Below are 22,527 nucleotides of genomic sequence, written 5' to 3'. Positions count from 1 at the left end.
TACTAAGTGAGAATATCTATTAAGAACAAATATTTAGCGTCGGCTCGGCCCTACACTTGATATTGGGTCACGGTGTTCAGGATATTCTTGGCCTGCTGCTGCAATTGCTCCGCCGCGTCCGCCGAGGCGCTGGAGGCGGACGCGTTTTCTTCCGCCATCTGCGCAATCTGCTCCACTTTCTGGGCAATGGTGTTGCTGGCGGTGCTTTGCTCATTGATGCTGCCGGAAATGTCCTTGACCAGTTCCATCGCCTGGCCGCTGCTGTCTTGAATCTTCTCTATCACGCTGCTGGCTTCGCGGGCGTTGTCGGTTTCCTGATGCACCTGTTCCACCACTTTTTCCATGCTTTGCACCGCTTCCAGCGTGCTGCTTTGCATCTTGTTGATGATGGAGCCGATTTCCGTGGTGGAACTGGCGGTGCGCTCGGCCAGCTTGCGCACCTCGTCCGCCACCACGGCGAAGCCGCGGCCGGTTTCGCCGGCCCGCGCCGCCTCGATGGCCGCATTCAGCGCCAAAAGGTTGGTCTGGTCCGCAATGTCCTTGATCACGCCCATCACCGAGGCGATGGTGGCGCTGTCTTCCTTCAATTGCCCAATGCGATGCGAGGCGTCGCTGATCGCGCCCGCCACCTCGGAAATACCCAGCACGGTGGCGGAGATCACCTGGCCGCCCTCGGTGGCCATGCTGCCCGCCTGCTGCGCCTGGGTGCGCGCCTCCACCGCGTTGTCCGCCACATGGTTGATGCTCACCGTCATCTGCTCCACCGCCGCCGCCATCGCCCCGGCGGATTCGCTCTGCACTTCCGAGCTGCGCGCAATCTGATTGGTATTGGCCGCCAGGCCGGAGGTGGCTTTGTCGATTTCCGAGATATTGTCGCGTATGCCGCGGAAGCTATGCTGCAGATCGTCCAGCAAATGGTTGAAGGCGGCGGCGGTGCGGCCGATCTCGTCCTTGCGCAAGACCTTGGCCCGCAGGCGGAAATCCTTGCTGGCGCTGACCTGATCCAGGGTTTCGCCAATCTGGTTCAGGCTGCTGCGTATGCTGCGGAACAGCGCGAAGCCCAGCGCCCCGCTCAGAATCAGGGCGCCCACAATCACCACCAGGGAGGACACGAAAGCCTCCTGATACGCCGTGGCGTTCTCGCCCGCCAGCTTCTTGGCCAGGCCGTAGTTGAATTCAATATGCTCCTTGATGTCCTTGACCACGGTCTTGGCCGTGGCCAACAGCGGACCGCCCACCAGCTCCCGCCGCGTGGTTTCCGGCGGCTGCTCGCGGGAGATCTTGAACACGGTGTCGCGCTGCTGGCGGTAGATCCGGATGTCCGCGCGGTCTTTTTCTATCATCCGCCTGTCCTCGTCGTCGGACACCAGGTCTTTCTGGTAATGGTCCAGCGCCGTGTCCATCTGCTTGTCCAGCTGCGCGATATTGGCCTCGATATCGGCCTTGACCTTGGGATCTTCGCTGATGCCGTGGCGGTAGGTCAGCACCCGCATATCGGTTTGCGCCTGCAAGGCCTGATCCAGGGTGTGGATGCTGGGAAAGGTGTTGGCCTGCAGATAGTCGAAGCGCTCATTGGCCCGGTGCAGCTGGAGCAGCCCGAAGCTGCCCACAATGAACAAGCCGAGCAAGGCGACCGCCAGGGTCAGCAGCAAACGTTGGGATATGCTCATGGTAGCCCCCTAGGTGATGACTTATGAAACTCGATTCTTTATAGGCGTGTCTGCTTGGGATTTTCAAATCATTTGGCATGGAAAATCAGGCTTTTGCGACAGGCGGCGGCACCGTAGAATGTTCTCGCAATCACAACATTCATAAAACGCCAACAACAAAGGAGAATCACCATGACGCCATTCCGTCCCCGCCCCAGACTGCTGCTGAGCGCGCTGGCCCTGAGCCTGGGCCTGAGCCTGGGCTTCAACGCCCCGGCCCTGGCGCTGAGCCCGCCGGCGCCGCCGCAGGTCAAATACGATTACGACTACGATGTCTTCCACCCGGTCTACGCCCGCAACGGCATGGTGGCCACCGAACAGGGCCTGGCCACCCAGGTGGGCCTGGACATTCTGCGCCAGGGCGGCAACGCGGTGGACGCCGCGGTGGCGGTGGGCTTTGCGCTGGCGGTGACGCTGCCCAACGCCGGCAACCTGGGCGGCGGCGGCTTCATGGTGCTGCACGACGCCAAGAGCGGCCGCAATATCGCGCTGGATTTCCGCGAGATCGCGCCGGCCAAGGCCAGCCGCGACATGTATCTGGACGCGCAGGGCAAGGTCGTGGACGGCCGCTCGCTGTACACCCACCTGGCAGTGGGCGTGCCCGGCACCGTGGCCGGCCTAGCCCACGCTCAGCAGCGCTGGGGCAGCCTGCCGCTGGCCAAGGTGATTGCGCCGGCGGTGAAGCTGGCGGAGCAAGGTTTCCCGGTGTCTCAGACGCTGGCGGAAATGCTGGAAGTGGAAAAAGACAATCTGGGCCGCTGGGACAGCAGCCGGGCGGTGTTCTTCCGCGACGGCCGCCCGCTGCGCGCCGGCGAGAAGCTGGTGCAGCGCGACCTGGGCAAATCGCTGCGCCTGATCGCGCGACAAGGACCCAAAGCCTTCTATCAGGGCGACATCGCCGACAAGATCGTGGCGGAAATGGCGCGCCACGGCGGCCTGATCAATAAGGCCGATCTGGCCGGCTACAAGGTGGAGGAGCGCGCGCCGGTCAGCGGCACGTATCGCGGCTACCAAGTGGTGTCCATGCCGCCGCCCAGCTCCGGCGGCATCCACATCGTCCAGATCCTGAACCTGCTGGAACGCTATCCGCTGGCCGACTACGGCCCCAACAGCGCGCAGACCATCCACTATCTGGCCGAGGCGATGAAGCTGGCCTACGCCGACCGCTCGGAATACCTGGGCGACCCGGCCTTCGTCAAAGTGCCGCAGGCCGGCCTGACCTCCAAGCGCTACGCCGATCAGCTGGCCACGACGATAGACCCGGTCAAGGCCCGCCCCGCCGCCGAGATCAAGCCCGGCAAGCCGCAGCCCTATGAGAGCGACCAGACCACCCATTACTCCATTGTGGACAAGCAAGGCAACGCGGTGGCGGTGACTTACACGCTGAACCTGAATTTCGGCAGCGGCATCGTCGCCGGCGGCACCGGCATTCTGCTCAACAACGAGATGGACGACTTTTCCGTCAAGCCCGGCGTGCCCAACGCCTTCGGCCTGATCGGCGGCGACGCCAACGCGGTGGCGGCCGGCAAGCGGCCGCTGTCCTCGATGTCGCCGACGCTGGTGCTGAAAAACGGCAAGCCCTGGCTGGTCACCGGCAGCCCGGGCGGCGCGCGCATCATCACCACCACTTTGCAGACCATCGTCAACGCCGTCGATTTCGGCATGAACCCGGCGGAAGCCGCGTCCACGCCGCGGGTGCACCATCAATGGCTGCCGGACGAATTGCGGGTGGAAAAGGGCCTGAGCCCGGATACGCTGCGCCTGCTGCGCGAACAAGGCTACAAGATCGCGCTCAAGCCCAGCATGGGCCGGACCCAGACCATACAGCTGCGCGACGGCGGCTTGTACGGCTATTCCGACCCGCGCAACCCTGACGGCGCCACGATGGGCTATTAAGACGCGCCGGCCGGGCGCCGTTCAAGGACGCGCCCGGCCGGCCGATAAAGCGAGAAACCGGCGTCAAAACTCAACCATAATGTAATAAGGAAACTGTTCAAAGTCTGCCGCGCTGCGGCGATACGGCGTTAAAACCGGCTTTCGCCTGAGCGCCGCCGGCCCCGCGCCGTCACAGGGGAGAAGCCCGCACATGCTGAAATTGTCGAGCAGCGCCGCGCTGGTCTTGTCGCTGTCGCTCCCCGTCAACGCGGCCACCCTGCACTTCGTCACCCAGGATTTTCCGCCCTTCATCGAGGTGACCGACAAACCCCAGCCCCAAGGCCTGATGGTGGATACGCTGGTGGCCGTCTGCCAGCGGCTGAACTGGAACTGCGAAATCCAGGCCATGGTCTGGCGCCGCGCCCTGCTGCTGGCCGATGAAGGCAAGGTGGACGGCATCTTCCCGGTGCAGGACACGCCCGAGCGCAGGATGTCGCTGGCCTTGAGCGCCCCGGTGTACAACAGCAGTTACGGCCTGTTCGCCACCGCCAGCTCCACCTTCCGCTACCAGCGCCCCAGGACCTGCTCAACCACCGCATCGCGGTCTACGGCCCGTCCATCTCTCAAAACGCCCTGGACAAGCTGATCGCCGGCTTGCCCAATATGAACATCTCCGTGGAAAACAATCAGGAAACGGTGTTAAAGAAATTGGCCGCCATGCGTTACGGCGCGGACGCGGTGGTTTTCGCCAACGAAGACGTCACTCGCTACATCATCCGGCGCGAAGCGCTGAGCGGCCTGCGCCCGCTGGCCACCATACAGCCGCTGACCTATCTATACGGATTCCCTTTGAAATCAGTGAAACCCGGCATGGTGGCGGACTTCAACCAAGCCTTGAACGCGCTGTGCCACGACGGCACGCTGCCGCGCCTGGCGCGCCGCTACAACGTCAGGATGGCCGCGTGCAAATAGCATTTGAAAGTTTTTGCTATCAATTAAATTGAACAACTATTAGCGTTGTGTTATATTTGTTCAAAATATCAAACAGCCACCATAAGCGCCTCGCCTTTGACAGGAGCTTATCTTGCGCTTCAATGCGATAAACAACCCTTCTGCCCCAGACGGTTTCATGGGGCAGCCTAAGCGACCGACTGTCTTTGCTGACGGCGTCATCCGCGCTTTTAGCGGAGCGTTGTTGCGCCTCTAGCGCATGTGGCTTCCGGATTTCCAATCACAGGAGCGTAGCATGCAAACTCAATCGTCTTCCCCAGCCTGGCTGGGCTGGGCTTTTCTACTGGTGGCCATCGCCACCGAAATCCTGGGCACGTCCTTCATGGCCTACGCCGCCCGCACCGAGAGCTACTGGGGCTACGGCGTGATGGCGGCGGCGCTGGCGCTGTCCTATTACTTCCTGTCCCTCGCCATCCGCACCATTTCCGTGGGCGTCGCCTACGCCGCCTGGGAAGCCCTGGGTCTGGCCGGCCTGGCGCTGATCGGCGTCCATCTGTTCGGCGAAACGCTGCTGACGCAGGAAATCATCGGACTGGCCTTGTCCGTGGTGGGCATCGCCTGCGTGGTGGCCGGCGAAGCCGATGAACACACTCAGGAGCAAAGCGCATGAAAACCGTATTTTATGTATTCGTGGTGTCCTCGGCCCTGATCGAGGTGGCCGCCAACCTGATGCTGGAAAAATCCAACGGCTTCCGCAACAAGGCCTGGGGCTTCGGCGCCATCGCCATGGTCTGGGTGGCTTTCGCCCTGCTGGGCCAGGCGGTGCGCGGCATCGATCTGGCCGTGGCCTACGCGCTGTGGGGCGCGCTGGGCATCATCGGCACCGCCATCGGCGCGCGCATCTTCTTTGGCCAGCGGCTCAAGCCGCTGGGCTGGGTGGGCATGGCGGTGGTGATTTCCTCGGTGGTGGTGCTGACCACCGCCTGATAAACCTCGGCGGCGTTCAGTGACGCTTTTATGACGCGCCGCCCAGCCCGACCTGTCCTATCTGAGTATGGCGACCCGCGCCATAACGGTTTAGGGTACGGGCTCCATCCAAGCAATGAAAGGCTGAGACATGCAACAGTATCAAGTCTTGAGCGGCATGAGCCAAGAGTCCTTGGAAAACACCCAAGCCTTGCTCACCCTCTGCGAGCACTGCGCCAGCGATGTCGGCATCCTGGCCATCCACGGCGAAACGGATCAACCTTGCGAGCTGTGCGGCGAAGTCGATTGACGCGCCGCCTTCGACCACACACCGGGCCGGCCATGCCGGCCCCTTGTTTTTTCCGGCGTCGCCGCGTCGGCACAGGAAGCCTTATGCAGATTCAAAAACTGGACCACGCCACCCTGCCAGACTGGGCGGCGCTACGCCAACAACTCTGGCCGCACCATGCGTCCGCCGCCCACTACCGCGACGGCGAGGCCATCCTAGCGTCGGACCACCTTGCCGCCTTCCTGGCGCGGAATGCCGCCGGCCTGGCGGTGGGCTTCGCCGACGCCGCCATCCGGCACGACTATGTCAATGGTTGCGCCGACAGCCCGGTCGCCTTCCTGGAAGGCATTTTCGTGTTGCCCGTCTGCCGGCGAAACGGCATCGCCCGGCAATTGGTGGCGGCGGTGCAGGCCTGGGGCTTGGAACACGACTGCATGGAACTGGCGTCCGACGCGCCGCTGAGCAATGTCGATTCGCAGCGCATGCACGCCTGCCTGGGTTTCGAGGAAACCGAAAGAGTGGTGTTTTTCAGGAAGGCGCTACCCTAAAGCCAATTCCTCCCCCTCGCCACGCATCGAAGAGGCACGATTGAAAACGGTCGGCCTTCCACTTGCCTTCAAGGCACCGCCCTACCCTATGATGATGCAATGGCGAAAAAACTACATAAGTTAATCAAATCACTTGCACCATAGAATTCCATCTCCTAGTATCCGCCTCAGACAGCACATGGACTATCCATTTTAAATATGCTTGACCTATTTCATAAGCAATATGACCGAATCACCCCATCGTAAGGGATGCATTGACGCGGCCTGAGGCTTAGCGACGAAAAGATTGGTCAAGAGCAACCGCTGGGAGGAAATGGCCTTGACCCCTCATCCATCCTCATATCCCACCGTCTGCATCGCCAATGCAATCGACACCCTGCGGCCCATCATTCAGCGCGCGCCAACCGCGTCTGAGCAGGCACGGCTCATCAAGTCGCTCTTCCCGCAGCAGGATCAAGCGGTCTTCTGGCGGCCATTGGATAAACTAACTATATCCGAGCAGCCAATAGCAGGATTCCCGTGGCTCGGCGCCTTCCTTGGCGCCTCTCACGCGCAAAACATCAGCCCCAAACACCCCAGCGGCAACCTCTTTCGGGACGTGGTACTCGACTCTGCATTGCAGGCCGCCATCGTACAGTGGAGCGGCGCGGAGCGCTGCATCCAGCTCATCGTCCACACCACTACCCAAGACCTCTGGCCTATGGTGCAGTTTCTGCGACATCAGCTGAAACTGACCGTGATGCTTCCTGAAAGCTGTTCCGATCAGGCCTTGAGGGACCGCCTGGATTCCAAATCCGGCTTTCGCCAATTCGCCTCTGATCATGGCTTCAGCGTCGGCAGAGCCAGAATCGCCAAAGGCCAGAGTTGCGCTACGCGCGCAGATGCTGCCATCGCCATTGCCGACCTGTTGGCGACGGGCAGGCCTGTCATTGCCAAGCCGGACCGCGGCGAGGCCAGCGTTGGCCTGAACGTATTCCAACCCGACGCTAGCGGGTCCATCCTGCGCGATACGCTAGGCGCCAATTCTTTTTTTGGCGACGAACCTATCGTCATTGAGGAATACATTCAAGGCGAGGAACTTATTTTTCCCTCGGTGGAATACTTTGTCCCCAAGAAGAGCGACCAAGCGCCCTACCTGACTTATGCCTGCTCCATGCTATTCAGCGACATGATGGAGCTATGCGGTAACTTCGTGTCTCCTGAACACAGCCATGCGCCTTGGTACGAGCCGCTGTGCAATGCAGGTCTCGGCCTTGCGCAAGCCATGCAAGATACCGGTTATGTCGGTTATTTCGATATCGATGCGGTCGCATTGCCAAATGGGGACAGCATCATGCTTGACCTGAATCCGCGCCGCACCGGTGCAACGCATGTGCACGAGTTTGCCTCGGCCACGCTGGCGCAGGCTACCAACGCACCCACACGGTTGGCGCCATCGATTTATACGGACAGCGCCCTGTTCAATTCGAAGAAGTTCTCTCCAAGCTGGGCTCATCTATTCGCAGCCCACTGACCGCAACCGAAGGTTGCATACCCTGTGAGCTCACCGGACTTCAAGAAGGCCGCATCAGCCTCATGCTGTGGGTCCCACTGCCGAGTCGGTCTTGTCCTTGAAACAAACCGCCCTGGCAGCTCTGCAACAACTGGGGTTCCCACTGGACGGCACATAGCATTTCACCTACGGCAGTCACCGTGCGATGACTCACGAAGCGCGGCCGATTTTGAACGAACCCCACGCTCAGTAAGGCGCGCGATCACGACAATAGATTAGAAGGAAAGTCCCATGACTGCTTACCAAGTCTGTGGCCTGCCACTGCTATCTCCTTTGATTGTCGGGTCTGGTCCCATCACCGACAATGAGCGCAATATCCGGCGTTTCCTGCGCGCGGGCGCGGGCGCCGTCGTCACCAAGACCATTCACCCCAAGCCGCCCAAAGACAATGATGAAAAAGTGATTGCCATTCCAAGCGGCTGGTTGAATAGCACGACCTATTCCCAGCGCCCCGTCAGCGGGTGGATAACCATTCTCTCCCGCCTAGCAGCGGATAATGCACCGGTCATGGCTTCCATCCATGCCGACTCGCCTGGCGAACTCGCATCGTTGGCCGCGGCCATTGCGACAACCGGCTGCCAAGCTCTGGAGCTCGGTATTTCCTGCCTTAACGAGGCTGAGAAGTTGATGGATACCCCCAAGCGGGTTTTCGACTATGCGCTAGCGGTAAGAAGAGCCGTTAAGCTACCTTTCAGCGTAAAACTAGCCATCAGCAGCACGCTCCGGCAGCGCGTCGACGCCGCCATCAGCGCTGGGGCGAATGCGATTACCTTGAGCGACACGGTTCTTGGACTCGCCGTGGACCCCCGCACATCGCAAATCCGCCTGGGAGGCGCATACGGTTACTCGGGCCAGGCATCCGCCCACTGGTGCAAGCCGCCATTTATGAGCTGCGCAAAACCGGAGTCTCCATACCCATCTTTGGGTCGGGAGGCGTGATGTCGTCAAGCGACGCCATCGAGTACTTATGCATAGGCGCGAATGCGGTCCAGATTTACTCTGTGTTGCAGACCAAAAACCATTCTGTCGCGCAAATATCGACAGGAATCACCCAGCTGTTGGCCGAACGGCAGATCCCACTCTCTCAATTGATAGGCAGCAGCTTGTATTTGGAGGAGCAGACATGCTGATTAACGCTCGCCACTTGGCAGACCTGACCAGCGCTGAACTCCCCGCCATGGTGAAACATTCCACCGTGGTCTGGGGGGTGGGAAGCATAGAGCAGCATGGGCCACACCTGCCTTTATCCGTCGATCTTGACATCGCGGCGGCCCTCTGTGAGGCCGTCGCCACGCGCCTGGACAATGCTTACCTTGCTCCCGCGCAGGCTTTTGGCGCCCGGTCATTGCCACAAAGTGGCGGCGGCCTGTTCTATCCGGGAACGCTGTACCTGACCGGCTCCACCCTCATCGATTATCTGCAGGAAATCATCACCGGCCTGGCCCAACTGGAATGCTCGCATCTGCTGATAATCAATGGGCACTACGAGAACGAGGCTTTCCTATTCGAGGCGATAGACCACTGTCGTCAGGCTGGCCAGTTAACGCATATCCGAGTTTCCGCCTTCAGCTGGTGGAGCCTGGTACAAGCTGATTGGATCTGCCAATACATTGGCCCCCGCTTCCCCGGCTGGCATGCCGAACATGCCGGACTGACAGAAACGAGCCTGATGCTTTACCTGCGTCCCGATGTCGTCAGGGTAGAACGCCCCATCCATGACACCCCTCCGCTCCCCGGCCTCTACTCCCACCCTGCAGATCCCAACATGACCAGCAACAACGGGGTCTTGTCTTCCACTTTGGGCTCCTCAATGGAGCTGGGCAAAGCCTTGTTCGAGCACGTGGTGGAACAAGTGCTCAAACACGCCACCCATCAAACGGCATAGCCATGGAGACTGGGATGAATCACTCGATAGCACCGCACATTTCACCCGCTAGTACGGAGGGCGTTTCTGTCTTCGTTGGCGGCCCCATTCAACATGCGCTGAAAAAAGAGGGAATGACGGCGGAAGCGGCATCACCGATCAAGGCCGTCCATGACGCCATTCATGGGATGAGGCTGCACTTGCTTTCTGCTCACCTTGCCGAGCGCTTTGGGCAAGATAGCCACAACTACTCGCCTACCGAGGTGGTGCTGCGCGACTATGACTGGATGGTGCAATGTTCACTCTTCATCGCCATCTTGCCTTGCGACAGCCAGAGCCAACTGATCCGGACAGATGGCACCCATATCGAGCTTGGCTGGGCCTCCGCCCTCAAGAAACCGATATTGATTCTTGCCCAGTCGCACAGCCATGCCCAGCTGTCCCATCTTGTCAAAGGGCTGGCGTGCGTCGCTCCTGTCAAGATACTTGACCTTGGCGGTATCGTACATAAACCGCAAATCTTACAAGAGGAGATCCAGGCACAACTGCTGCCGGCAGATCAGGACATGGGCCCCAGCCACTTGATGAGAAATCCCGCCCTTTGAACGAAACGGCCGGCCAGGTTTTTCCTTCATTGCCATTGGAGGCGACCCTACCATGCGTCTACATCAATTAGTCAAGGACATACACTTCGACGACCCTCTCTGGCAGGAGCGCCATACCATTACCCGGCCAGAACAGCTGCGAGAGGTGCTGGATGAGATCTTGCGCCCATCGGCGCTAGACGACATGATTGCCGGCCTGCACCAAGCATCGATGTCTGTTCGTATCAACCCCTATCTGCTTGATCTGATTAATTGGCAAGATATGGAACATGATCCTATCCGTAGACAGTTTTTACCCCTCGCCTCGGAAATGACTGCATCGCACCCGTTGCAGTCGCTTGATGCCTTGGATGAAACAGCAGACTCCCCCGTGGCAGGCTTGGTCCATCGTTATCCGGACCGAGCCTTGTTGCTGGTGACGGATCGCTGCCCGGTTTACTGTCGATTCTGCACCCGCAGCTACAATGTCGGCGTAGATACCAGTTCAGTCATCAAGATTCGCGCCCAATCCATATCGCATCGATGGCAGTCCATCCTGTCCCATCTGCGCATGACCCCACGCATTGTGGATGTTGTCGTATCGGGAGGAGATTGCGCCCGGCTCAAAGCCAGCCAATTACTAGAAATAGGAAGAGGTCTCCTCTCCATCCCATCCATTCGGCGCATCCGCTTTGCTTCAAAAGGGCTCTCTGTATTGCCGATGAAGATCACCCGGGATCACGCCTGGACCGATGCCTTAACCGTGGTAAGCGATGAGGCCGGCGCCAAGGCGTGGAAGTCTCCCTGCAAACCCACTTCAATCACCCTATTGAAATCACGCCTTCCGTATTGTCCGCGGCCAATCTTCTATTTGCCAAAGGCGTGATGGTACGAAATCAATCCGTCCTGCTACGCGGAGTCAATGACGATGCAAGCGTGCTTGGTCTTCTCATCAAACATCTGGGGGATTTGCACATACATCCATATTATGTGTACCTATGCGACCCGGTTCCCGGCATTGAAGACATGCGAGTTGACTTGGCAACGGCCTGCCAGCTGGAAAAAGCAGTGAGGGTTTGACTGCGGGTTACAATATGCCCGCATTTGTCGTCGACGCCCCAGGTGGTGGCGGCAAGCGCCTTATTCATAGTTATGAGCGCTATGATCGTTACTCCGGCCTATCCACGTTTACCGCCCCTGCAGTGAAAGCGGGCCGCCTCTTCCTATATCCGGATCCGCTGCACGCGCTCAGCCCGGATGCCCGCAGGGATTGGCTCGATCCGCAACGGGCACAGGCAATGGTGGCCGATATGCAGCGCCAAAGCGCTTAAAAGCACCGCCAATGCCCGGCCTCTCCCGCTCGCCAGCCCGCCATGTGCGGCGATCTCTGCTTTTGCAGCGCCGCTTGCTCAAGGGCTCGCTGCCGGTGATCAGCTTCTATCTGGCCGAAGTGGCGATGACGCTTACCGATGCGGCCTTCGTCGGCCATCTCGGGAACACGGAGCTGGCGGCGATAGGTCTTTCCATCGGCACGCTGTTTCCATTGATATTTGGCGGCATGGCCTTGGTCTCGACCGGGTGCATCTTCGTTTCCGAGGCCCATGCGCGCGGTGATCACGCCGGTACCCAGGCGGCGCTCGATCTCAGTCTATGGGCCTGCCTCGCCCTGTCCCCGGCGCTGATTGCCGCCGCCTTGCTGCTGCCGGCGGCGTTCCGGCTGGCCGGCCAGGACCCGGCCGTGGTCGCCTTGTGCGCGCAATACCTTGCCATCGCCGGCTGGAGCATTCCCGCCATGCTGGGTTTCAGCGTCTACCGCGCCTATGTTTCGGCGCTGGGCGCGAACCGGGTGATCTTCGTCGTCAGCCTGGGCGGCGTGCTGCTGAATGCCGCGCTCAATTATGGACTGGTTTTCGGAGCGCTCGGCCTGCCCACCCTTGGTCTGCCCGGCGCGGCGATAGGAACCGCCTTGGCCAGTTGGGCGATGTTGTTCGCCATTGCTCGCCACTGCCGGCATCGACTCGGCTACCGCTTTCGCTGGCGCTCGCTGTCGGGGCTGGACAGACAAACCTGCCGCGACCTGCTCCGCATCGGCCTGCCCTCCTTCGCTGTTGGCTTGTTCGAAAGCAGCTTGTTCGGCGTGGTGACGCTGCTGGCGGGCTACTTCGGCGTGGCCTTCATGGCCGCCACCACCATAGCCATCTACGTTGGCGATCTTTTCATCATCCTGGCGCTGGGAATAGGCGATTTACTCACCGTGCAACTGGCCGCCAAGGCGGCGCGGGGCGATGTGTGCGGCGGCCGCCGGCTGGCCTGGAGCGCCCTGCTCTTAATCAGCGCGCTGACCGCGCCCTTGGCCGCGCTTTGCTGGTGGGGCCGGGCTGGATTGCCGGCATCTTCATCGATACCGCCAAGGCCGAGGCGGCCGAGGTGTTGCGATACGCCCAAATCCTGCTGGGCATTCTTGCCTGGTTCTTGCTGGCGGATGCCGCTCAAATCATCTTGTCGCGCAGTCTGAAAGGCTTGCGCGACACGCTGGCGCCAATGTGGATTGCCAGCATTGGCTATTGGCTGATAGGCATAGGCGGCGGCTGGATGCTGGCCACCCAGGGAGGGCTGGGCGGCGTCGGCCTCTGGTATGGGCTGGCCGCGGGGCTCAGCCTGGCGGCGCTGGCGCTGGCGTGCCGGCTAGGCGCATGGACTCCACCCCAGGCCTTATCCGCGCGCAGATAAAGACGGCGCGCAAACATCCGCGCTTATTGATCTTTCTTCGGTACATTCATTTCCCGCGGCCATTGGGAAAAGGCCATGAACCAAAGCGCGACGATGCCGAAAAAGGGAAACGCGAAAAGCAGGCCGGCCCATCTTGAATACCCCATCCTCGACATCACGATTCCGGACAGCACCACCGTCAGAATCGTGATCGCCGCGATCAAGAGCAGAATGATCCCCATTATCGCCATCACTTGACTCCTTCAAACGCCGGCCATTTCGACCTTGCCAGAATCCACAGCGCTACCAGCATGCCCAAAACCGGCACCACCACTACCAGCGCATAATAAGGCGGCAAGCCGACCCGCTTGAAGATGCGCCACAAGGGATAAGCCGTCACCACAACGGCCATGACCAGGTTCACCAGAAATTCCACCAAGCGCCTCCTTGCTCAAAAGCATTCGCCATCGGATAAAGGGCGGCATTTTAGCACGCTCGGCCGGCATGCATTTCAGGCCATGCCGCACCAAAACTGCCGCCCCGAAGCGATGCGCGCCTCAGCGGCAGGCGGCCGCCTGCTGGCACGGGGGCGCCGTCCGCTCCGGCTTGCTGCTCACACGGATGGGTTCAAGGAAAGACTCGATCGCCGCCGCCAGCGCGAGCGGCGTAGATAGGTGTCCGCCATCAGCCGGGCATTGAACGTGGGATCATGCTCCCCCACCAAGACTTTCACCGGATGCCGGCCGCTGATCTGCTCGCTGAAATCGGTGTCGGCCCACGCGCGTAGATAGGCGGCGAATGCTTGCCGGGAGGAGCGCGACGCCGAATAGGCCGCCTTCCATTCGACCCAGGACGACGGCAGCCGGCCGCCGGTGCTGCGATTGATGATGGTTTTGCGGCTGTCCACATGTTCCGCGGCGTCTTCGAGCAAACGCCGCGTCGCGGCATCGTAAACCATGCCGCCGCAAGGCACCGGCGCCACGGCAAGCATGGACAGCACGAGCTCCGGGCCAGTGTCGCGATCCTTTCGCTCGCCATGCCTCCCATCGAATGGCCGATCAGGCTAAAAGCCGGATAGCCAAGCGCATCCGCCAGCGCCAGCGCGTCGGCGGCGATTTCGTCCATGGTGTAGGCGCCCCGCGCTTCCCGCATGCCGCCATAGCCGCGGCAATCCATGAAGATGTAGCTGAAACGCTGGCCAGATAGCCATGGCTCTATCGGCTTGAACGAGTGCGCATCGCCGAACCAGCCATGCAGCACGATGACAGGGTGAGGGCCATTCCCCACGCGGAGAAAGGTATTGGGCATATCGCCTCCGGTATGTGCATATTCGCCGCGACGGGTGCCGCCGCTGGCGCCATTGCGCCGTGCAGGCACGGCGATAACGCATCCTAAACCAGCCGGAATCGGCCCGCTTTCTATCAAAAGCCATTTACTGTAGGGCTTGGGCCATGAGAAACACCTTGCTTGATCCTTACGAAAACATCCCGCGCGGCGTGGTGGTGACCGCCAACGATTACGCGGCCGGCACCCTGTTTCCAGCGCATGCGCATCGCCGCGGGCAGTTTGCCTTCGCCTCTAGCGGCGCCATCAGCGTGGCCACACCCGAAGGCCGCTGGCTCGTGCCGCCGCGGCGCGCTTGCTGGCTGCCCGCCGACATGAGCCATGCCATGACGATGAGCGGGCCAGTGACCATGCTCAATGCTTTTGTGTCGCGCGAAGAGCCAGCAATTGCGGGCATGCCACCGCGGTGCGGCGTCTATGGCGTCTCCCCCCTGTTGCGGCAATTGCTTGAGGAGGCTGTCGATCTGCCCGCCCTATATGACCGGGATGGCCGTGACGGCAAGCTGATGAGCCTGCTGGTGGCGGAAATCGCATCGATGCCGCGTCTGTCGCTGTATGCGCCTTTGCCCGCGGACCCTCGACTCGCTCGGGCCTGCCAGCGGCTGTTTGATGCGCCATCGATAGGCGTCGATCCGGATGCGGTGGCCATCGACGCGGGAATGAGCCGGCGCACCTTCACCCGGCAGTTCCGCGCCCAGACCGGGGTGAGTTTCGCCGAGTGGCGTCAGCAGGTTTGCCTGCTCGCCGCCATCGAGCGCTTGAGCGCCGGTCAAGCGATGACGCGGGTTGCGCTGGACCTGGGCTATGCCAGCCCCAGCGCCTTTTCCTCAGCCTTCCGCCGTGTGCTCGGCGAAACGCCTACTCAGTATTTGGAGACGCGCCGGCCGGTCTGAGAACCCGTTCAAAGTCTGCTGCGCCTCGTGAGGCGTGGCACGGTGAGTACCGCTTCGAAATGCTCATGTACCACGCGTACATTCCGCTTTCTCAGCCGTTTTCACCTTGTCTCGCTCTGGCTCGCGAGACTTTGAACAGGCTCTGAGACGCTTTCTTGAATGGCTGCCGCCAAAAAAATACCCCGCTGGCGCGGGGTATTGGCTTGGGCTAGGCCTGGGGGCATTCCCCGGGCGTCTCTCCAAGGCTCTGGCGTCAAACCATCGCCTGGCTTACACCTTCACGGTATCGGCCAGTTCCTGGTAGTCGGCGATCTCGTTGAAGTTCATGTAACGGTACACTTCGCCGGCCTTCTGGTTGAGCACGCCGATGTCGGCCATGTATTCCTCCTTGGTCGGGATGCGGCCCAGACGGGAGCAGATCGCGGCCAATTCGGCGGAACCCAGGTAGACGTTGGAGTTCTTGCCCAGACGGTTGGGGAAGTTGCGGGTGGAGGTGGACATCACGGTGGCGCCCTCCTTCACCTGCGCCTGGTTGCCCATGCACAGCGAGCAGCCCGGCATTTCCATCCGCGCGCCGGCGGTGCCGAAGGTGCCGTAATGGCCTTCCGCGGTCAGCTGTTCGGCGTCCATCTTGGTCGGCGGCGCCACCCACAGTTTCACCGGGATGTCGCGCTTGCCTTCCAGCAGCTTGGAAGCGGCGCGGAAGTGGCCGATATTGGTCATGCAAGAACCGATGAACACTTCGTCGATCTTGGCGCCGGCCACGTCGGACAGGGTTTTCACATCGTCCGGGTCGTTCGGGCAGGCCACGATGGGCTCGTGGATATCGGCCAGATCGATCTCGATCACCGCCGCGTATTCCGCGTCGGCGTCGCCCTTCAGCAGCTGCGGATTGGCGATCCAGGCCTCCATCGCCTTGATGCGGCGCTCCAGCGTGCGCGCGTCCTGATAGCCGTTGGCGATCATGGTCTTCATCAGGGTGATGTTGGAGGTCATGTATTCGATGATCGGCGCTTTGTCCAGATGCACGGTGCAACCGGCGGCGGAACGCTCGGCGGAAGCGTCGGACAGCTCAAACGCTTGCTCCACCTTCAGATCCGGCAAGCCTTCGATTTCCAGGATGCGGCCGGAGAAGGCGTTTTTCTTGCCGGCCTTGGCCACGGTCAGCAGGCCTTGCTTGATCGCGTACAGCGGAATGGCGTTGACCAGATCGCGCAGGGTCACGCCCGGCTGCATCTTGCCCTTGAAGCGCACCAGCACCGATTCAGGCATGTCCAGCGGCATCACGCCGGTGGCGGCGGCGAAGGCCACCAGGCCGGAGCCGGCCGGGAAGGAGATGCCGATCGGGAAACGGGTGTGGCTGTCGCCGCCGGTGCCCACGGTGTCCGGCAGCAGCAGGCGGTTCAGCCAGCTGTGGATCACGCCGTCGCCCGGGCGCAGCGACACGCCGCCGCGGGTGGAGATGAAGGCCGGCAGTTCCTTGTGCATCTTCACGTCCACCGGCTTGGGATAAGCGGCGGTGTGGCAGAAGGACTGCATCACCAGATCGGCGGAGAAGCCCAGGCAAGCCAGGTCTTTCAGTTCGTCGCGGGTCATCGGGCCGGTGGTGTCCTGGGAGCCGACGGTGGTCATCTTCGGTTCGCAGTAGGTGCCCGGGCGCACGCCCTGGCCTTCCGGCAGGCCACAGGCGCGGCCGACCATTTTTTGCGCCAGGCTGAAGCCCTTGCCGGAATCCACCGGGGATTTGGGCAGGCGGAATTCCGTGGACGCCGGCAGGCCCAGCGCTTCGCGCGCCTTGCCGGTCAAACCGCGGCCGATGATCAGGTTGATGCGGCCGCCGGCGCGCACTTCGTCCAGGATCACCTCGGACTTGAGCGCGAAGTCGGCGATCTTCTGGCCGGCCTTCTCGATCTTGCCTTCATACGGATAGATGTCGATCACATCGCCCATGTCCATCTTGGACACGTCCACTTCGATCGGCAGCGCGCCGGAGTCTTCCTGGGTGTTGAAGAAGATGGGGCGATCTTGCCGCCCAGGCACACGCCGCCGAAGCGCTTGTTGGGCACGTAAGGAATGTCTTCGCCGGTGCCCCAGATCACGCTGTTGGTGGCGGATTTGCGGCTGGAGCCGGTACCGACGACATCGCCGACGTAGGCGACCAGATGGCCTTTTTGCTTCAGGTCTTCGATGAACTGCATCGGGCCGCGCTTGCCGTCTTCTTCCGGGGTGATGCCGGGACGGGCGTTTTTCAGCATGGCGAGGTAATGCAGCGGGATGTCCGGGCGGCTCCAGGCGTCCGGCGCCGGGGACAGGTCGTCGGTATTGGTTTCGCCGGTGACCTTGAACACGGTGACGGTGATTTTATCGGCCACCGCCGGACGGCTGGTGAACCATTCCGCGTTGGCCCAGGATTCCACCACCTGCTTGGCGTGGGCGTTGCCCTTGTCCATTTTCTCCTTCACGTCGTGGAAGGCGTCGAACATCAGCAGGGTTTTCTTCAGGCCGTCGGCGGCGATCTGCGCCACGGCGGCATCGTCCAGCAGGTCGATCAGCGGCTTGATGTTGTAGCCGCCCAGCATGGTGCCCAGCAGCTGAGTGGCCAGCTCGCGGGAGATCAGCGGGGATTGGGCGTCGCCCTCGGCCACGGCGGCCAGGAAGGAAGCCTTGACCTTGGCGGCGTCGTCCACGCCCGGCGGCACGCGATGGGTGATCAGTTCGACCAGGGTGCTTTCCTCGCCCTTGGGCGGGTTTTTCAGCAGTTCCACCAGCGCTTCCACCTGCTTGGCGGACAGCGGCAGCGGCGGAATGCCCAGCGCGGCGCGCTCGGCCACGTGTTGACGGTAAGCTTCCAGCATGACTTTTGACCTTTATGGCTTGGGTTGTTGGCAGCGTCCCCGGCAAGGCCGGGACTCCGACGCTGCGGGACAATGAGGTAAGGCTATGGCTGCGGCCATCAAGACCGCGCCGCAACGCCGGGCGGCGGCCTTGATTTCATGCCTGAAGATTACGCTGTTAGCCGTCCGCTTTCAAACGAGTTATCGCAACATAGATTGTGAGTTAAAATCACAGCATGAGCACTTACCCCCCTCTCAACACCCTGCGTATTTTTGAGGCAGCGGCCCGGCTGGAGAGCTTTTCCGCCGCCGCCGGCGAACTCTTCGTCACCCACGGGGCTGTGAGCAAGCAGATCAAGCAGCTGGAGGATTGGCTGAGCGTGCCGCTGTTCGAGCGCAGCGGCGGCAGAGTCAAGCTGACCGATCCCGGCTGGCGCTATCTGGTGCAGGTGCAGGACGGCCTGGATCTGATCGCCAACGCCACCTCCCAGCTGCTGCAGGCGGACCGCCGCCGCCGGATCAGCATCAATTCCACGCCCACCTTCGCCATGCACTGGCTGCTGCCGCGGCTGAGCCGTTTTCGCGAGCAGTTTCCAGAGCTGGAGCTGCATCTGGCCACCTCGGACCGCGACATCAGCCGGCTGGACAGTCCGTTCGACATCGCCATCCGCCGCGGCCCCGGCGATTGGCCCGGCCACATCGCCAAGCCCTTTCTGAAGGAATGGGAGCTGCCGCTGTGCGGTCCGGCGCTGCTGGCCGCCGCGCCCATCGCCAGCCCGGCGGATCTGGCGCGGCATACCCTGCTCTACGCGGACACCCGCCCCACCGCCTGGCAGCGCTGGCTGACCCTGGCCGGGGTGCCGGAGCTGAAGCCGGCCAGCGCCATGCATTTCGACAGTTTCTCGCTGGCCTTGCAGGCGGCGATGGACGGCCTGGGCGTGGTGCTGGGGCCGATGCCGATGGCGCAGGCGCAGATAGACGCCGGCGTGCTGCTGTCGCCGTTGCCGGCGCCGGTGGCCACGGTGCGCGACTACTGCTGGGTGGCGCCGCGTGCGGCGGCGGAGGACGCCGCCGTCGCGGCCTTCTGCCGCTGGCTGGAGGGCGAGGCCGTCCGCCCGGACGCGGCCGCCTGAATCAACGCGCGGAACCGGGGGGCAGGCCAATCAGCTTGAGCTCCATCGGCGCCGCGTCGCGCGGCAGCCATTTGTTGTAGATGCGCTTGAAGCTGCCGTCTTTCTTGACGGCGGCGAAGGCGGTCTGCCAGCGCTTCACTTCCGCCGCCGAGGTGCCGCGCGAAAACGCCAGGTAGAGTTCCAGCGTTTCCAGCACCCGCACCACTTCCACCGCTTCCGGCGGCTGGTGGATGTCTTTCAGCACCGAGGCCACGACGAAGCCGCCTTCCGACCACATATCGTAGCGGCCGACCAGCAGCTTCTGCGCGGTGATCTGCGGGGTAGGCGCCAGATCCACCTCGATGAAGCCGGCCGCGATCGCCGCGTCGGCGAAGATGCTGCCGCGGTAAGCGCCCACCGGCCGGTGATAAATGCCGTTGCCCAGCGCCAGCAGGCCGGCCGCCTCGCCCTTGCGCGCCAGCAGCACGGTCTGCGAGATGGCGATGGGGCCCAGCAGCGTCATCTGCTTTTCCCGGGTGTCGTTGCGCCCCACGGTGAACAGCATCACTCCGGGCGTGGTCAGCAGCTCTTTATAGCCTCGCGCCCAGGGCACCACGTCGATGGCGCTGTTGTCGTGCATGCGCGTCTGGATCTCGCGCACCACTTCCACCGCCATGCCGTCCGGCACGCCGTTGTGCTGGAATGTGATGGGCGGCCAGTCTTCGGTGTAGATGGTGATGGCCCGCGCCTGCCAGGCCGCCAGCAGCAATAACAGCGTCAATAAACCCTTAGCCATGGTCTTTCCCCGTACCGCGTGAACCCGATTTTATTCATAGCCGTTCCACGCGCCGCCTGCCTGCGATTTCCGCCCGCCCGCGCGCGCCCGGGGGCATGACGACCGCAACTCGCTTATCCGTTATAATGTGGCGGTCAAGCCGGCTCATGCCGGCATATCGAGCATTTGTTTCGCGCACCCACCCAAAGCTAAGGATTGCCATGAGCCGCATCACCCTCTCCCGCTTTTTGATCGAACAGCAACGCAAGGCCGGCACGCTGCCGCCTGAGTTGCGCCTGCTGATCGAAACCGTAGGCCGCGCCTGCAAGGCCATCAGCTATTCGGTGAACAAGGGGGCGCTGGCCGACGTGCTGGGCGAAGCCGGCACCGGCAATATCCAGGGCGAGGCGCAGAAGAAGCTGGACGTGATCGCCAACGATTACCTGCTGGACGCCAATGAATGGGGCGGCAGCCTGGCGGCGATGGCCTCCGAGGAAATGGAGCTGCCTTACCACATCCCCGGCGAATACCCGAAGGGCGAGTACCTGTTGATGTTCGATCCGCTGGACGGCTCATCCAATATCGACGTCAACATCTCGGTGGGCACCATTTTCTCCATCCTGCGCTGCCCGCAAGGCATTGACCACGCCACCGAGGGCGCCTTCCTGCAGCCGGGCACCGAGCAAGTGGCCGCCGGCTACACCGTGTACGGCCCGCAAACCCTGCTGGTGCTGACCTTCGGCAGCGGCGTCCACGGCTTCACGCTGGACCGCGAACAAGGCTCTTTCGTGCTGACCCACCCGGACATGAAGGTGCCGGAAAGCACCGGCGAGTTCGCCATCAATATGTCCAATATGCGCCACTGGGATGCGCCGGTGAAACGCTATGTCGACGAACTGCTGGCCGGCAGCACCGGTCCGCGCGGCCGCGATTTCAATATGCGCTGGGTGGCGTCCATGGTGGCCGAGGTGCATCGCATCCTGACCCGCGGCGGCATCTTCATGTATCCGCGCGACGCGCGCACCCCGGACCAGGCCGGCAAGCTGCGGCTGATGTACGAAGGCAATCCGATGGCCTTCGTGGTGGAACAGGCCGGCGGCGCCGCCACCAACGGCCATCAGCGCATCATGGACATCCAGCCGCAGAAGCTGCACGAGCGGGTGGCGGTTTTCCTCGGCTCCAAGGAAGAAGTGGAACGCGTCACCGCCTACCACGCCGAGCAGCAGTAAGCGGCTCCGCCCAACAAAAAACCCTGCCGAAACCGGCAGGGTTTTTTTAATGTCGTCCGCAGGCGCTAACGCAGGCGTTCGCGCACTTCCATCAGGGCGAAGCCCAGCAGATTGCTGCCGTCCCACATATCCGGCAGACTGGCCTGCGGGTCGTCCTCGGCCCAGCCTATGCCCCAGATGCAGTCCACCGGGCTGGCCTCCACCAGAATGGCGTCGCCGGTGCCGCGCAGGAAATCGCCCAGCGCCGGGTTTTGCTCGAACTTGGCCAGATTGCCCCGCATCACCACCTCGCAACAGCGCTGCTGCCACAAGACGGAATCAAAGCCGCGCACCTGGCGACCCAAGGCCTTGGCGTCCGCCGGCGTGGCCGCGGCCAGTATCCTGCCCCGAGTTTCCGCGTCTTCGAACAAGCGGGCTTTCTCCGCCATCATATAATGCTCGGCGCTGGCGTAGCTCACGCCGTCCAGCTCGAAGCCCACCGGAAACCACTGACTCAGGCAGCTCTTGCAGACGCCGTCCTCGTGTTTGGGCCTGTGTCCCCAGAAAAACAGAAAATCCAGCGTTTCGCCGGCCGCAGCCCGCTTGCGCAACTCGCTTACTGTCCGGATCGCCATGGTCCGCGTCCTCCACTTCCTGCGCGGCCATATGCCGCAAAAAATGCCAAGAGCCCCTCTTTGTCCGCTGTCGCCGCGGCGCTGAACATCTTCATGGCCATCACTATAAGGAGCCGGAACCGGGTTCGACAAGCGCGGCGCGAAGCCGGGCCGCGCGTGTGTCCGCCGATTTCGATGCAAACAGACGAAAACAATGATTAATTACCGCGTCGCGATGATTTCGCCGCCGCCGCCCGCATCGCGAGCGCAGTGGATACGCAACACCGCCCTACCAACATAGGTCCGTCCACCCCGCTTGCCCATAGGTAAAACTACTCAGCGCGGACGCAACCGTCCGCATTGCCACAGGACGGCGTAGCGGAGTATGTTTCCCCTCATAAGCCTGTAAGCCGCTGTTGGAAAAGACATTAAAAACCCTGGGGAGACCGGCATGGCTATCGTGATCACGCTGGACGTCATGCTGGCGCAACGCAAGATCAAATCCAAGGATCTGGCGCGGGCCATCGGCATCACGCCGCACAATCTGTCGCTGTTGAAGCTGGGCAAGGTCAAGAGCCTGCGCCTGGACACGCTGGACGCGCTGTGCCGGCAGCTGGGCTGCCAGCCAGGAGATTTGTTGAGCCACTCGCCGGAAGCGGACCCGGCCGACGGAGAGCCATCGGTCTGACTCTCCGCCCTT

General features: G+C 62.0%; 24 protein-coding genes and 2 pseudogenes. 19 read left to right on the top strand and 7 right to left on the bottom strand.

Features of this window, described 5'->3' with window-relative positions:
* Nucleotides 1-50: 50 nt before the first annotated feature.
* On the bottom strand, nucleotides 51-1,670 hold the full coding sequence (locus HQN78_RS06285; RefSeq protein WP_107799062.1) for a methyl-accepting chemotaxis protein: 1,620 nt from the start codon (nucleotides 1,668-1,670) through the stop codon (nucleotides 51-53).
* A 171-nt stretch (nucleotides 1,671-1,841) separates the two neighbouring features.
* Here HQN78_RS06285 and ggt point away from each other — a divergent pair, with 171 nt between their 5' ends.
* The 15 genes and pseudogenes from ggt (at nucleotide 1,842) to HQN78_RS06220 (ending at nucleotide 13,068) form a co-directional block, all read left to right on the top strand.
* The gene (gene ggt, locus HQN78_RS06280; RefSeq protein WP_227108479.1) at nucleotides 1,842-3,605 is read left to right on the top strand and encodes a gamma-glutamyltransferase; all 1,764 of its coding nucleotides are present in this window, start codon (nucleotides 1,842-1,844) and stop codon (nucleotides 3,603-3,605) included.
* Nucleotides 3,606-3,795: 190 nt separating this feature from the next.
* The gene (locus tag HQN78_RS25465; RefSeq protein WP_255701219.1) at nucleotides 3,796-4,230 is read left to right on the top strand and encodes an ABC transporter substrate-binding protein; all 435 of its coding nucleotides are present in this window, start codon (nucleotides 3,796-3,798) and stop codon (nucleotides 4,228-4,230) included.
* The gene (locus HQN78_RS25460; protein WP_370646602.1) at nucleotides 4,167-4,556 is read left to right on the top strand and encodes a transporter substrate-binding domain-containing protein; all 390 of its coding nucleotides are present in this window, start codon (nucleotides 4,167-4,169) and stop codon (nucleotides 4,554-4,556) included. Before HQN78_RS25465 ends, HQN78_RS25460 begins: the two co-directional genes overlap by 64 nt.
* Nucleotides 4,557-4,830: 274 nt before the next feature.
* On the top strand, nucleotides 4,831-5,205 hold the full coding sequence (locus tag HQN78_RS06270; protein WP_107799059.1) for a multidrug efflux SMR transporter: 375 nt from the start codon (nucleotides 4,831-4,833) through the stop codon (nucleotides 5,203-5,205).
* The gene (locus HQN78_RS06265; protein ID WP_107799058.1) at nucleotides 5,202-5,522 is read left to right on the top strand and encodes an SMR family transporter; all 321 of its coding nucleotides are present in this window, start codon (nucleotides 5,202-5,204) and stop codon (nucleotides 5,520-5,522) included. Before HQN78_RS06270 ends, HQN78_RS06265 begins: the two co-directional genes overlap by 4 nt.
* A 130-nt stretch (nucleotides 5,523-5,652) precedes the next feature.
* Nucleotides 5,653-5,811 (top strand): hypothetical protein, encoded by a 159-nt coding sequence (locus HQN78_RS06260; protein ID WP_158274264.1) that lies wholly within the window; start codon nucleotides 5,653-5,655, stop codon nucleotides 5,809-5,811.
* A gap of 83 nt (nucleotides 5,812-5,894) precedes the next feature.
* Complete coding sequence (gene aac(6') / locus HQN78_RS06255; RefSeq protein WP_235088576.1) at nucleotides 5,895-6,338, top strand: aminoglycoside 6'-N-acetyltransferase; 444 nt, start codon at nucleotides 5,895-5,897, stop codon at nucleotides 6,336-6,338.
* Between the two features lie 286 nt (nucleotides 6,339-6,624).
* Entirely contained in the window at nucleotides 6,625-7,851 is a 1,227-nt protein-coding gene (locus HQN78_RS06250) for a hypothetical protein (RefSeq protein ID WP_235088575.1), read from the top strand.
* 270 nt (nucleotides 7,852-8,121) lie between these two features.
* Nucleotides 8,122-9,020: pseudogene (locus HQN78_RS06245) on the top strand (hypothetical protein).
* Nucleotides 9,014-9,775 carry a creatininase family protein gene (locus HQN78_RS06240; protein WP_227108484.1) on the top strand — a complete coding sequence of 254 codons (762 nt, stop codon included), beginning with the start codon at nucleotides 9,014-9,016 and terminating at the stop codon, nucleotides 9,773-9,775. Before HQN78_RS06245 ends, HQN78_RS06240 begins: the two are co-directional and overlap by 7 nt.
* Nucleotides 9,776-9,789: 14 nt before the next feature.
* On the top strand, nucleotides 9,790-10,359 hold the full coding sequence (locus tag HQN78_RS06235) for a nucleoside 2-deoxyribosyltransferase (protein WP_227108485.1): 570 nt from the start codon (nucleotides 9,790-9,792) through the stop codon (nucleotides 10,357-10,359).
* 52 nt (nucleotides 10,360-10,411) lie between these two features.
* Entirely contained in the window at nucleotides 10,412-11,224 is an 813-nt protein-coding gene (locus HQN78_RS06230; RefSeq protein ID WP_235088572.1) for a hypothetical protein, read from the top strand.
* A gap of 190 nt (nucleotides 11,225-11,414) precedes the next feature.
* Nucleotides 11,415-11,669 (top strand): hypothetical protein, encoded by a 255-nt coding sequence (locus tag HQN78_RS25785; RefSeq protein ID WP_370646593.1) that lies wholly within the window; start codon nucleotides 11,415-11,417, stop codon nucleotides 11,667-11,669.
* Nucleotides 11,609-12,853: an MATE family efflux transporter gene (locus tag HQN78_RS06225; RefSeq protein WP_235088570.1), complete on the top strand. Its 1,245-nt coding sequence runs from the start codon at nucleotides 11,609-11,611 to the stop codon at nucleotides 12,851-12,853. Before HQN78_RS25785 ends, HQN78_RS06225 begins: the two co-directional genes overlap by 61 nt.
* On the top strand, nucleotides 12,766-13,068 hold the full coding sequence (locus tag HQN78_RS06220) for an MATE family efflux transporter (protein WP_235088569.1): 303 nt from the start codon (nucleotides 12,766-12,768) through the stop codon (nucleotides 13,066-13,068). The genes HQN78_RS06225 and HQN78_RS06220 overlap by 88 nt, the downstream gene beginning before the upstream one ends.
* Before the next feature lie 23 nt (nucleotides 13,069-13,091).
* Here HQN78_RS06220 and HQN78_RS06215 read toward each other — a convergent pair whose 3' ends face one another.
* From HQN78_RS06215 to HQN78_RS25780, 3 genes are all read right to left on the bottom strand, one after another.
* A complete protein-coding gene (locus tag HQN78_RS06215) occupies nucleotides 13,092-13,289 on the bottom strand; it encodes a hypothetical protein (protein WP_235088568.1) in 198 nt (65 codons plus the stop codon).
* An 8-nt stretch (nucleotides 13,290-13,297) separates the two neighbouring features.
* Entirely contained in the window at nucleotides 13,298-13,483 is a 186-nt protein-coding gene (locus HQN78_RS06210; protein WP_227108489.1) for a hypothetical protein, read from the bottom strand.
* A gap of 293 nt (nucleotides 13,484-13,776) precedes the next feature.
* Nucleotides 13,777-14,355 carry an alpha/beta fold hydrolase gene (locus tag HQN78_RS25780; RefSeq protein WP_370646592.1) on the bottom strand — a complete coding sequence of 193 codons (579 nt, stop codon included), beginning with the start codon at nucleotides 14,353-14,355 and terminating at the stop codon, nucleotides 13,777-13,779.
* A 143-nt stretch (nucleotides 14,356-14,498) separates the two neighbouring features.
* On the opposite strand from HQN78_RS25780, the gene HQN78_RS06200 reads away from it, so the two are divergent.
* On the top strand, nucleotides 14,499-15,284 hold the full coding sequence (locus tag HQN78_RS06200) for a helix-turn-helix domain-containing protein (RefSeq protein ID WP_235088563.1): 786 nt from the start codon (nucleotides 14,499-14,501) through the stop codon (nucleotides 15,282-15,284).
* 270 nt (nucleotides 15,285-15,554) lie between these two features.
* Here the strand turns inward: HQN78_RS06200 and acnB are convergent.
* A pseudogene (gene acnB, locus HQN78_RS06195) lies at nucleotides 15,555-18,139 on the bottom strand (bifunctional aconitate hydratase 2/2-methylisocitrate dehydratase).
* 215 nt (nucleotides 18,140-18,354) lie between these two features.
* Here acnB and gcvA point away from each other — a divergent pair.
* Nucleotides 18,355-19,251, top strand: a complete 897-nt coding sequence (gene gcvA / locus HQN78_RS06190) for a transcriptional regulator GcvA (RefSeq protein WP_235088560.1) — start codon at nucleotides 18,355-18,357, stop codon at nucleotides 19,249-19,251.
* Between the two features lies 1 nt (nucleotide 19,252).
* On the opposite strand, the gene HQN78_RS06185 is transcribed toward gcvA, so the two are convergent.
* A complete protein-coding gene (locus tag HQN78_RS06185; protein WP_235088558.1) occupies nucleotides 19,253-20,026 on the bottom strand; it encodes an ABC transporter substrate-binding protein in 774 nt (257 codons plus the stop codon).
* Between the two features lie 200 nt (nucleotides 20,027-20,226).
* Here HQN78_RS06185 and HQN78_RS06180 point away from each other — a divergent pair, with 200 nt between their 5' ends.
* Nucleotides 20,227-21,234, top strand: a complete 1,008-nt coding sequence (locus HQN78_RS06180) for a class 1 fructose-bisphosphatase (RefSeq protein WP_227108495.1) — start codon at nucleotides 20,227-20,229, stop codon at nucleotides 21,232-21,234.
* A gap of 65 nt (nucleotides 21,235-21,299) precedes the next feature.
* Here HQN78_RS06180 and HQN78_RS06175 read toward each other — a convergent pair whose 3' ends face one another.
* Nucleotides 21,300-21,848, bottom strand: a complete 549-nt coding sequence (locus HQN78_RS06175; protein WP_107799050.1) for an NADAR family protein — start codon at nucleotides 21,846-21,848, stop codon at nucleotides 21,300-21,302.
* A gap of 430 nt (nucleotides 21,849-22,278) precedes the next feature.
* On the opposite strand from HQN78_RS06175, the gene HQN78_RS06170 reads away from it, so the two are divergent.
* On the top strand, nucleotides 22,279-22,515 hold the full coding sequence (locus HQN78_RS06170) for a helix-turn-helix transcriptional regulator (RefSeq protein WP_107799049.1): 237 nt from the start codon (nucleotides 22,279-22,281) through the stop codon (nucleotides 22,513-22,515).
* Nucleotides 22,516-22,527: the final 12 nt, after the last annotated feature.

The sequence above is a fragment of the Chromobacterium sp. Beijing genome, assembly GCF_021496765.1.
Classification (GTDB): domain Bacteria; phylum Pseudomonadota; class Gammaproteobacteria; order Burkholderiales; family Chromobacteriaceae; genus Chromobacterium.
The sequence above is the reverse complement of the archived record's forward strand: the minus strand, read 5'-3'. Positions and strand labels throughout refer to the sequence as shown.

Excerpts from the sequence above, each read along its gene's own strand:
- HQN78_RS06285 (WP_107799062.1), bottom strand. The coding sequence starts at position 1,670 with ATGAGCATATCCCAACGTTTGCTGCTGACCCTGGCGGTCGCCTTGCTC.
- ggt (WP_227108479.1), top strand. The coding sequence starts at position 1,842 with ATGACGCCATTCCGTCCCCGCCCCAGACTGCTGCTGAGCGCGCTGGCC.
- HQN78_RS25465 (WP_255701219.1), top strand. The coding sequence starts at position 3,796 with ATGCTGAAATTGTCGAGCAGCGCCGCGCTGGTCTTGTCGCTGTCGCTC.
- HQN78_RS06270 (WP_107799059.1), top strand. The coding sequence starts at position 4,831 with ATGCAAACTCAATCGTCTTCCCCAGCCTGGCTGGGCTGGGCTTTTCTA.
- HQN78_RS06265 (WP_107799058.1), top strand. The coding sequence starts at position 5,202 with ATGAAAACCGTATTTTATGTATTCGTGGTGTCCTCGGCCCTGATCGAG.
- HQN78_RS06260 (WP_158274264.1), top strand. The coding sequence starts at position 5,653 with ATGCAACAGTATCAAGTCTTGAGCGGCATGAGCCAAGAGTCCTTGGAA.
- HQN78_RS06240 (WP_227108484.1), top strand. The coding sequence starts at position 9,014 with ATGCTGATTAACGCTCGCCACTTGGCAGACCTGACCAGCGCTGAACTC.
- HQN78_RS06235 (WP_227108485.1), top strand. The coding sequence starts at position 9,790 with ATGAATCACTCGATAGCACCGCACATTTCACCCGCTAGTACGGAGGGC.
- HQN78_RS06230 (WP_235088572.1), top strand. The coding sequence starts at position 10,412 with ATGCGTCTACATCAATTAGTCAAGGACATACACTTCGACGACCCTCTC.
- HQN78_RS06215 (WP_235088568.1), bottom strand. The coding sequence starts at position 13,289 with ATGGGGATCATTCTGCTCTTGATCGCGGCGATCACGATTCTGACGGTG.
- HQN78_RS25780 (WP_370646592.1), bottom strand. The coding sequence starts at position 14,355 with ATGCCCAATACCTTTCTCCGCGTGGGGAATGGCCCTCACCCTGTCATC.
- HQN78_RS06200 (WP_235088563.1), top strand. The coding sequence starts at position 14,499 with ATGAGAAACACCTTGCTTGATCCTTACGAAAACATCCCGCGCGGCGTG.
- gcvA (WP_235088560.1), top strand. The coding sequence starts at position 18,355 with ATGAGCACTTACCCCCCTCTCAACACCCTGCGTATTTTTGAGGCAGCG.
- HQN78_RS06185 (WP_235088558.1), bottom strand. The coding sequence starts at position 20,026 with ATGGCTAAGGGTTTATTGACGCTGTTATTGCTGCTGGCGGCCTGGCAG.
- HQN78_RS06180 (WP_227108495.1), top strand. The coding sequence starts at position 20,227 with ATGAGCCGCATCACCCTCTCCCGCTTTTTGATCGAACAGCAACGCAAG.
- HQN78_RS06175 (WP_107799050.1), bottom strand. The coding sequence starts at position 21,848 with ATGGCGATCCGGACAGTAAGCGAGTTGCGCAAGCGGGCTGCGGCCGGC.
- HQN78_RS06170 (WP_107799049.1), top strand. The coding sequence starts at position 22,279 with ATGGCTATCGTGATCACGCTGGACGTCATGCTGGCGCAACGCAAGATC.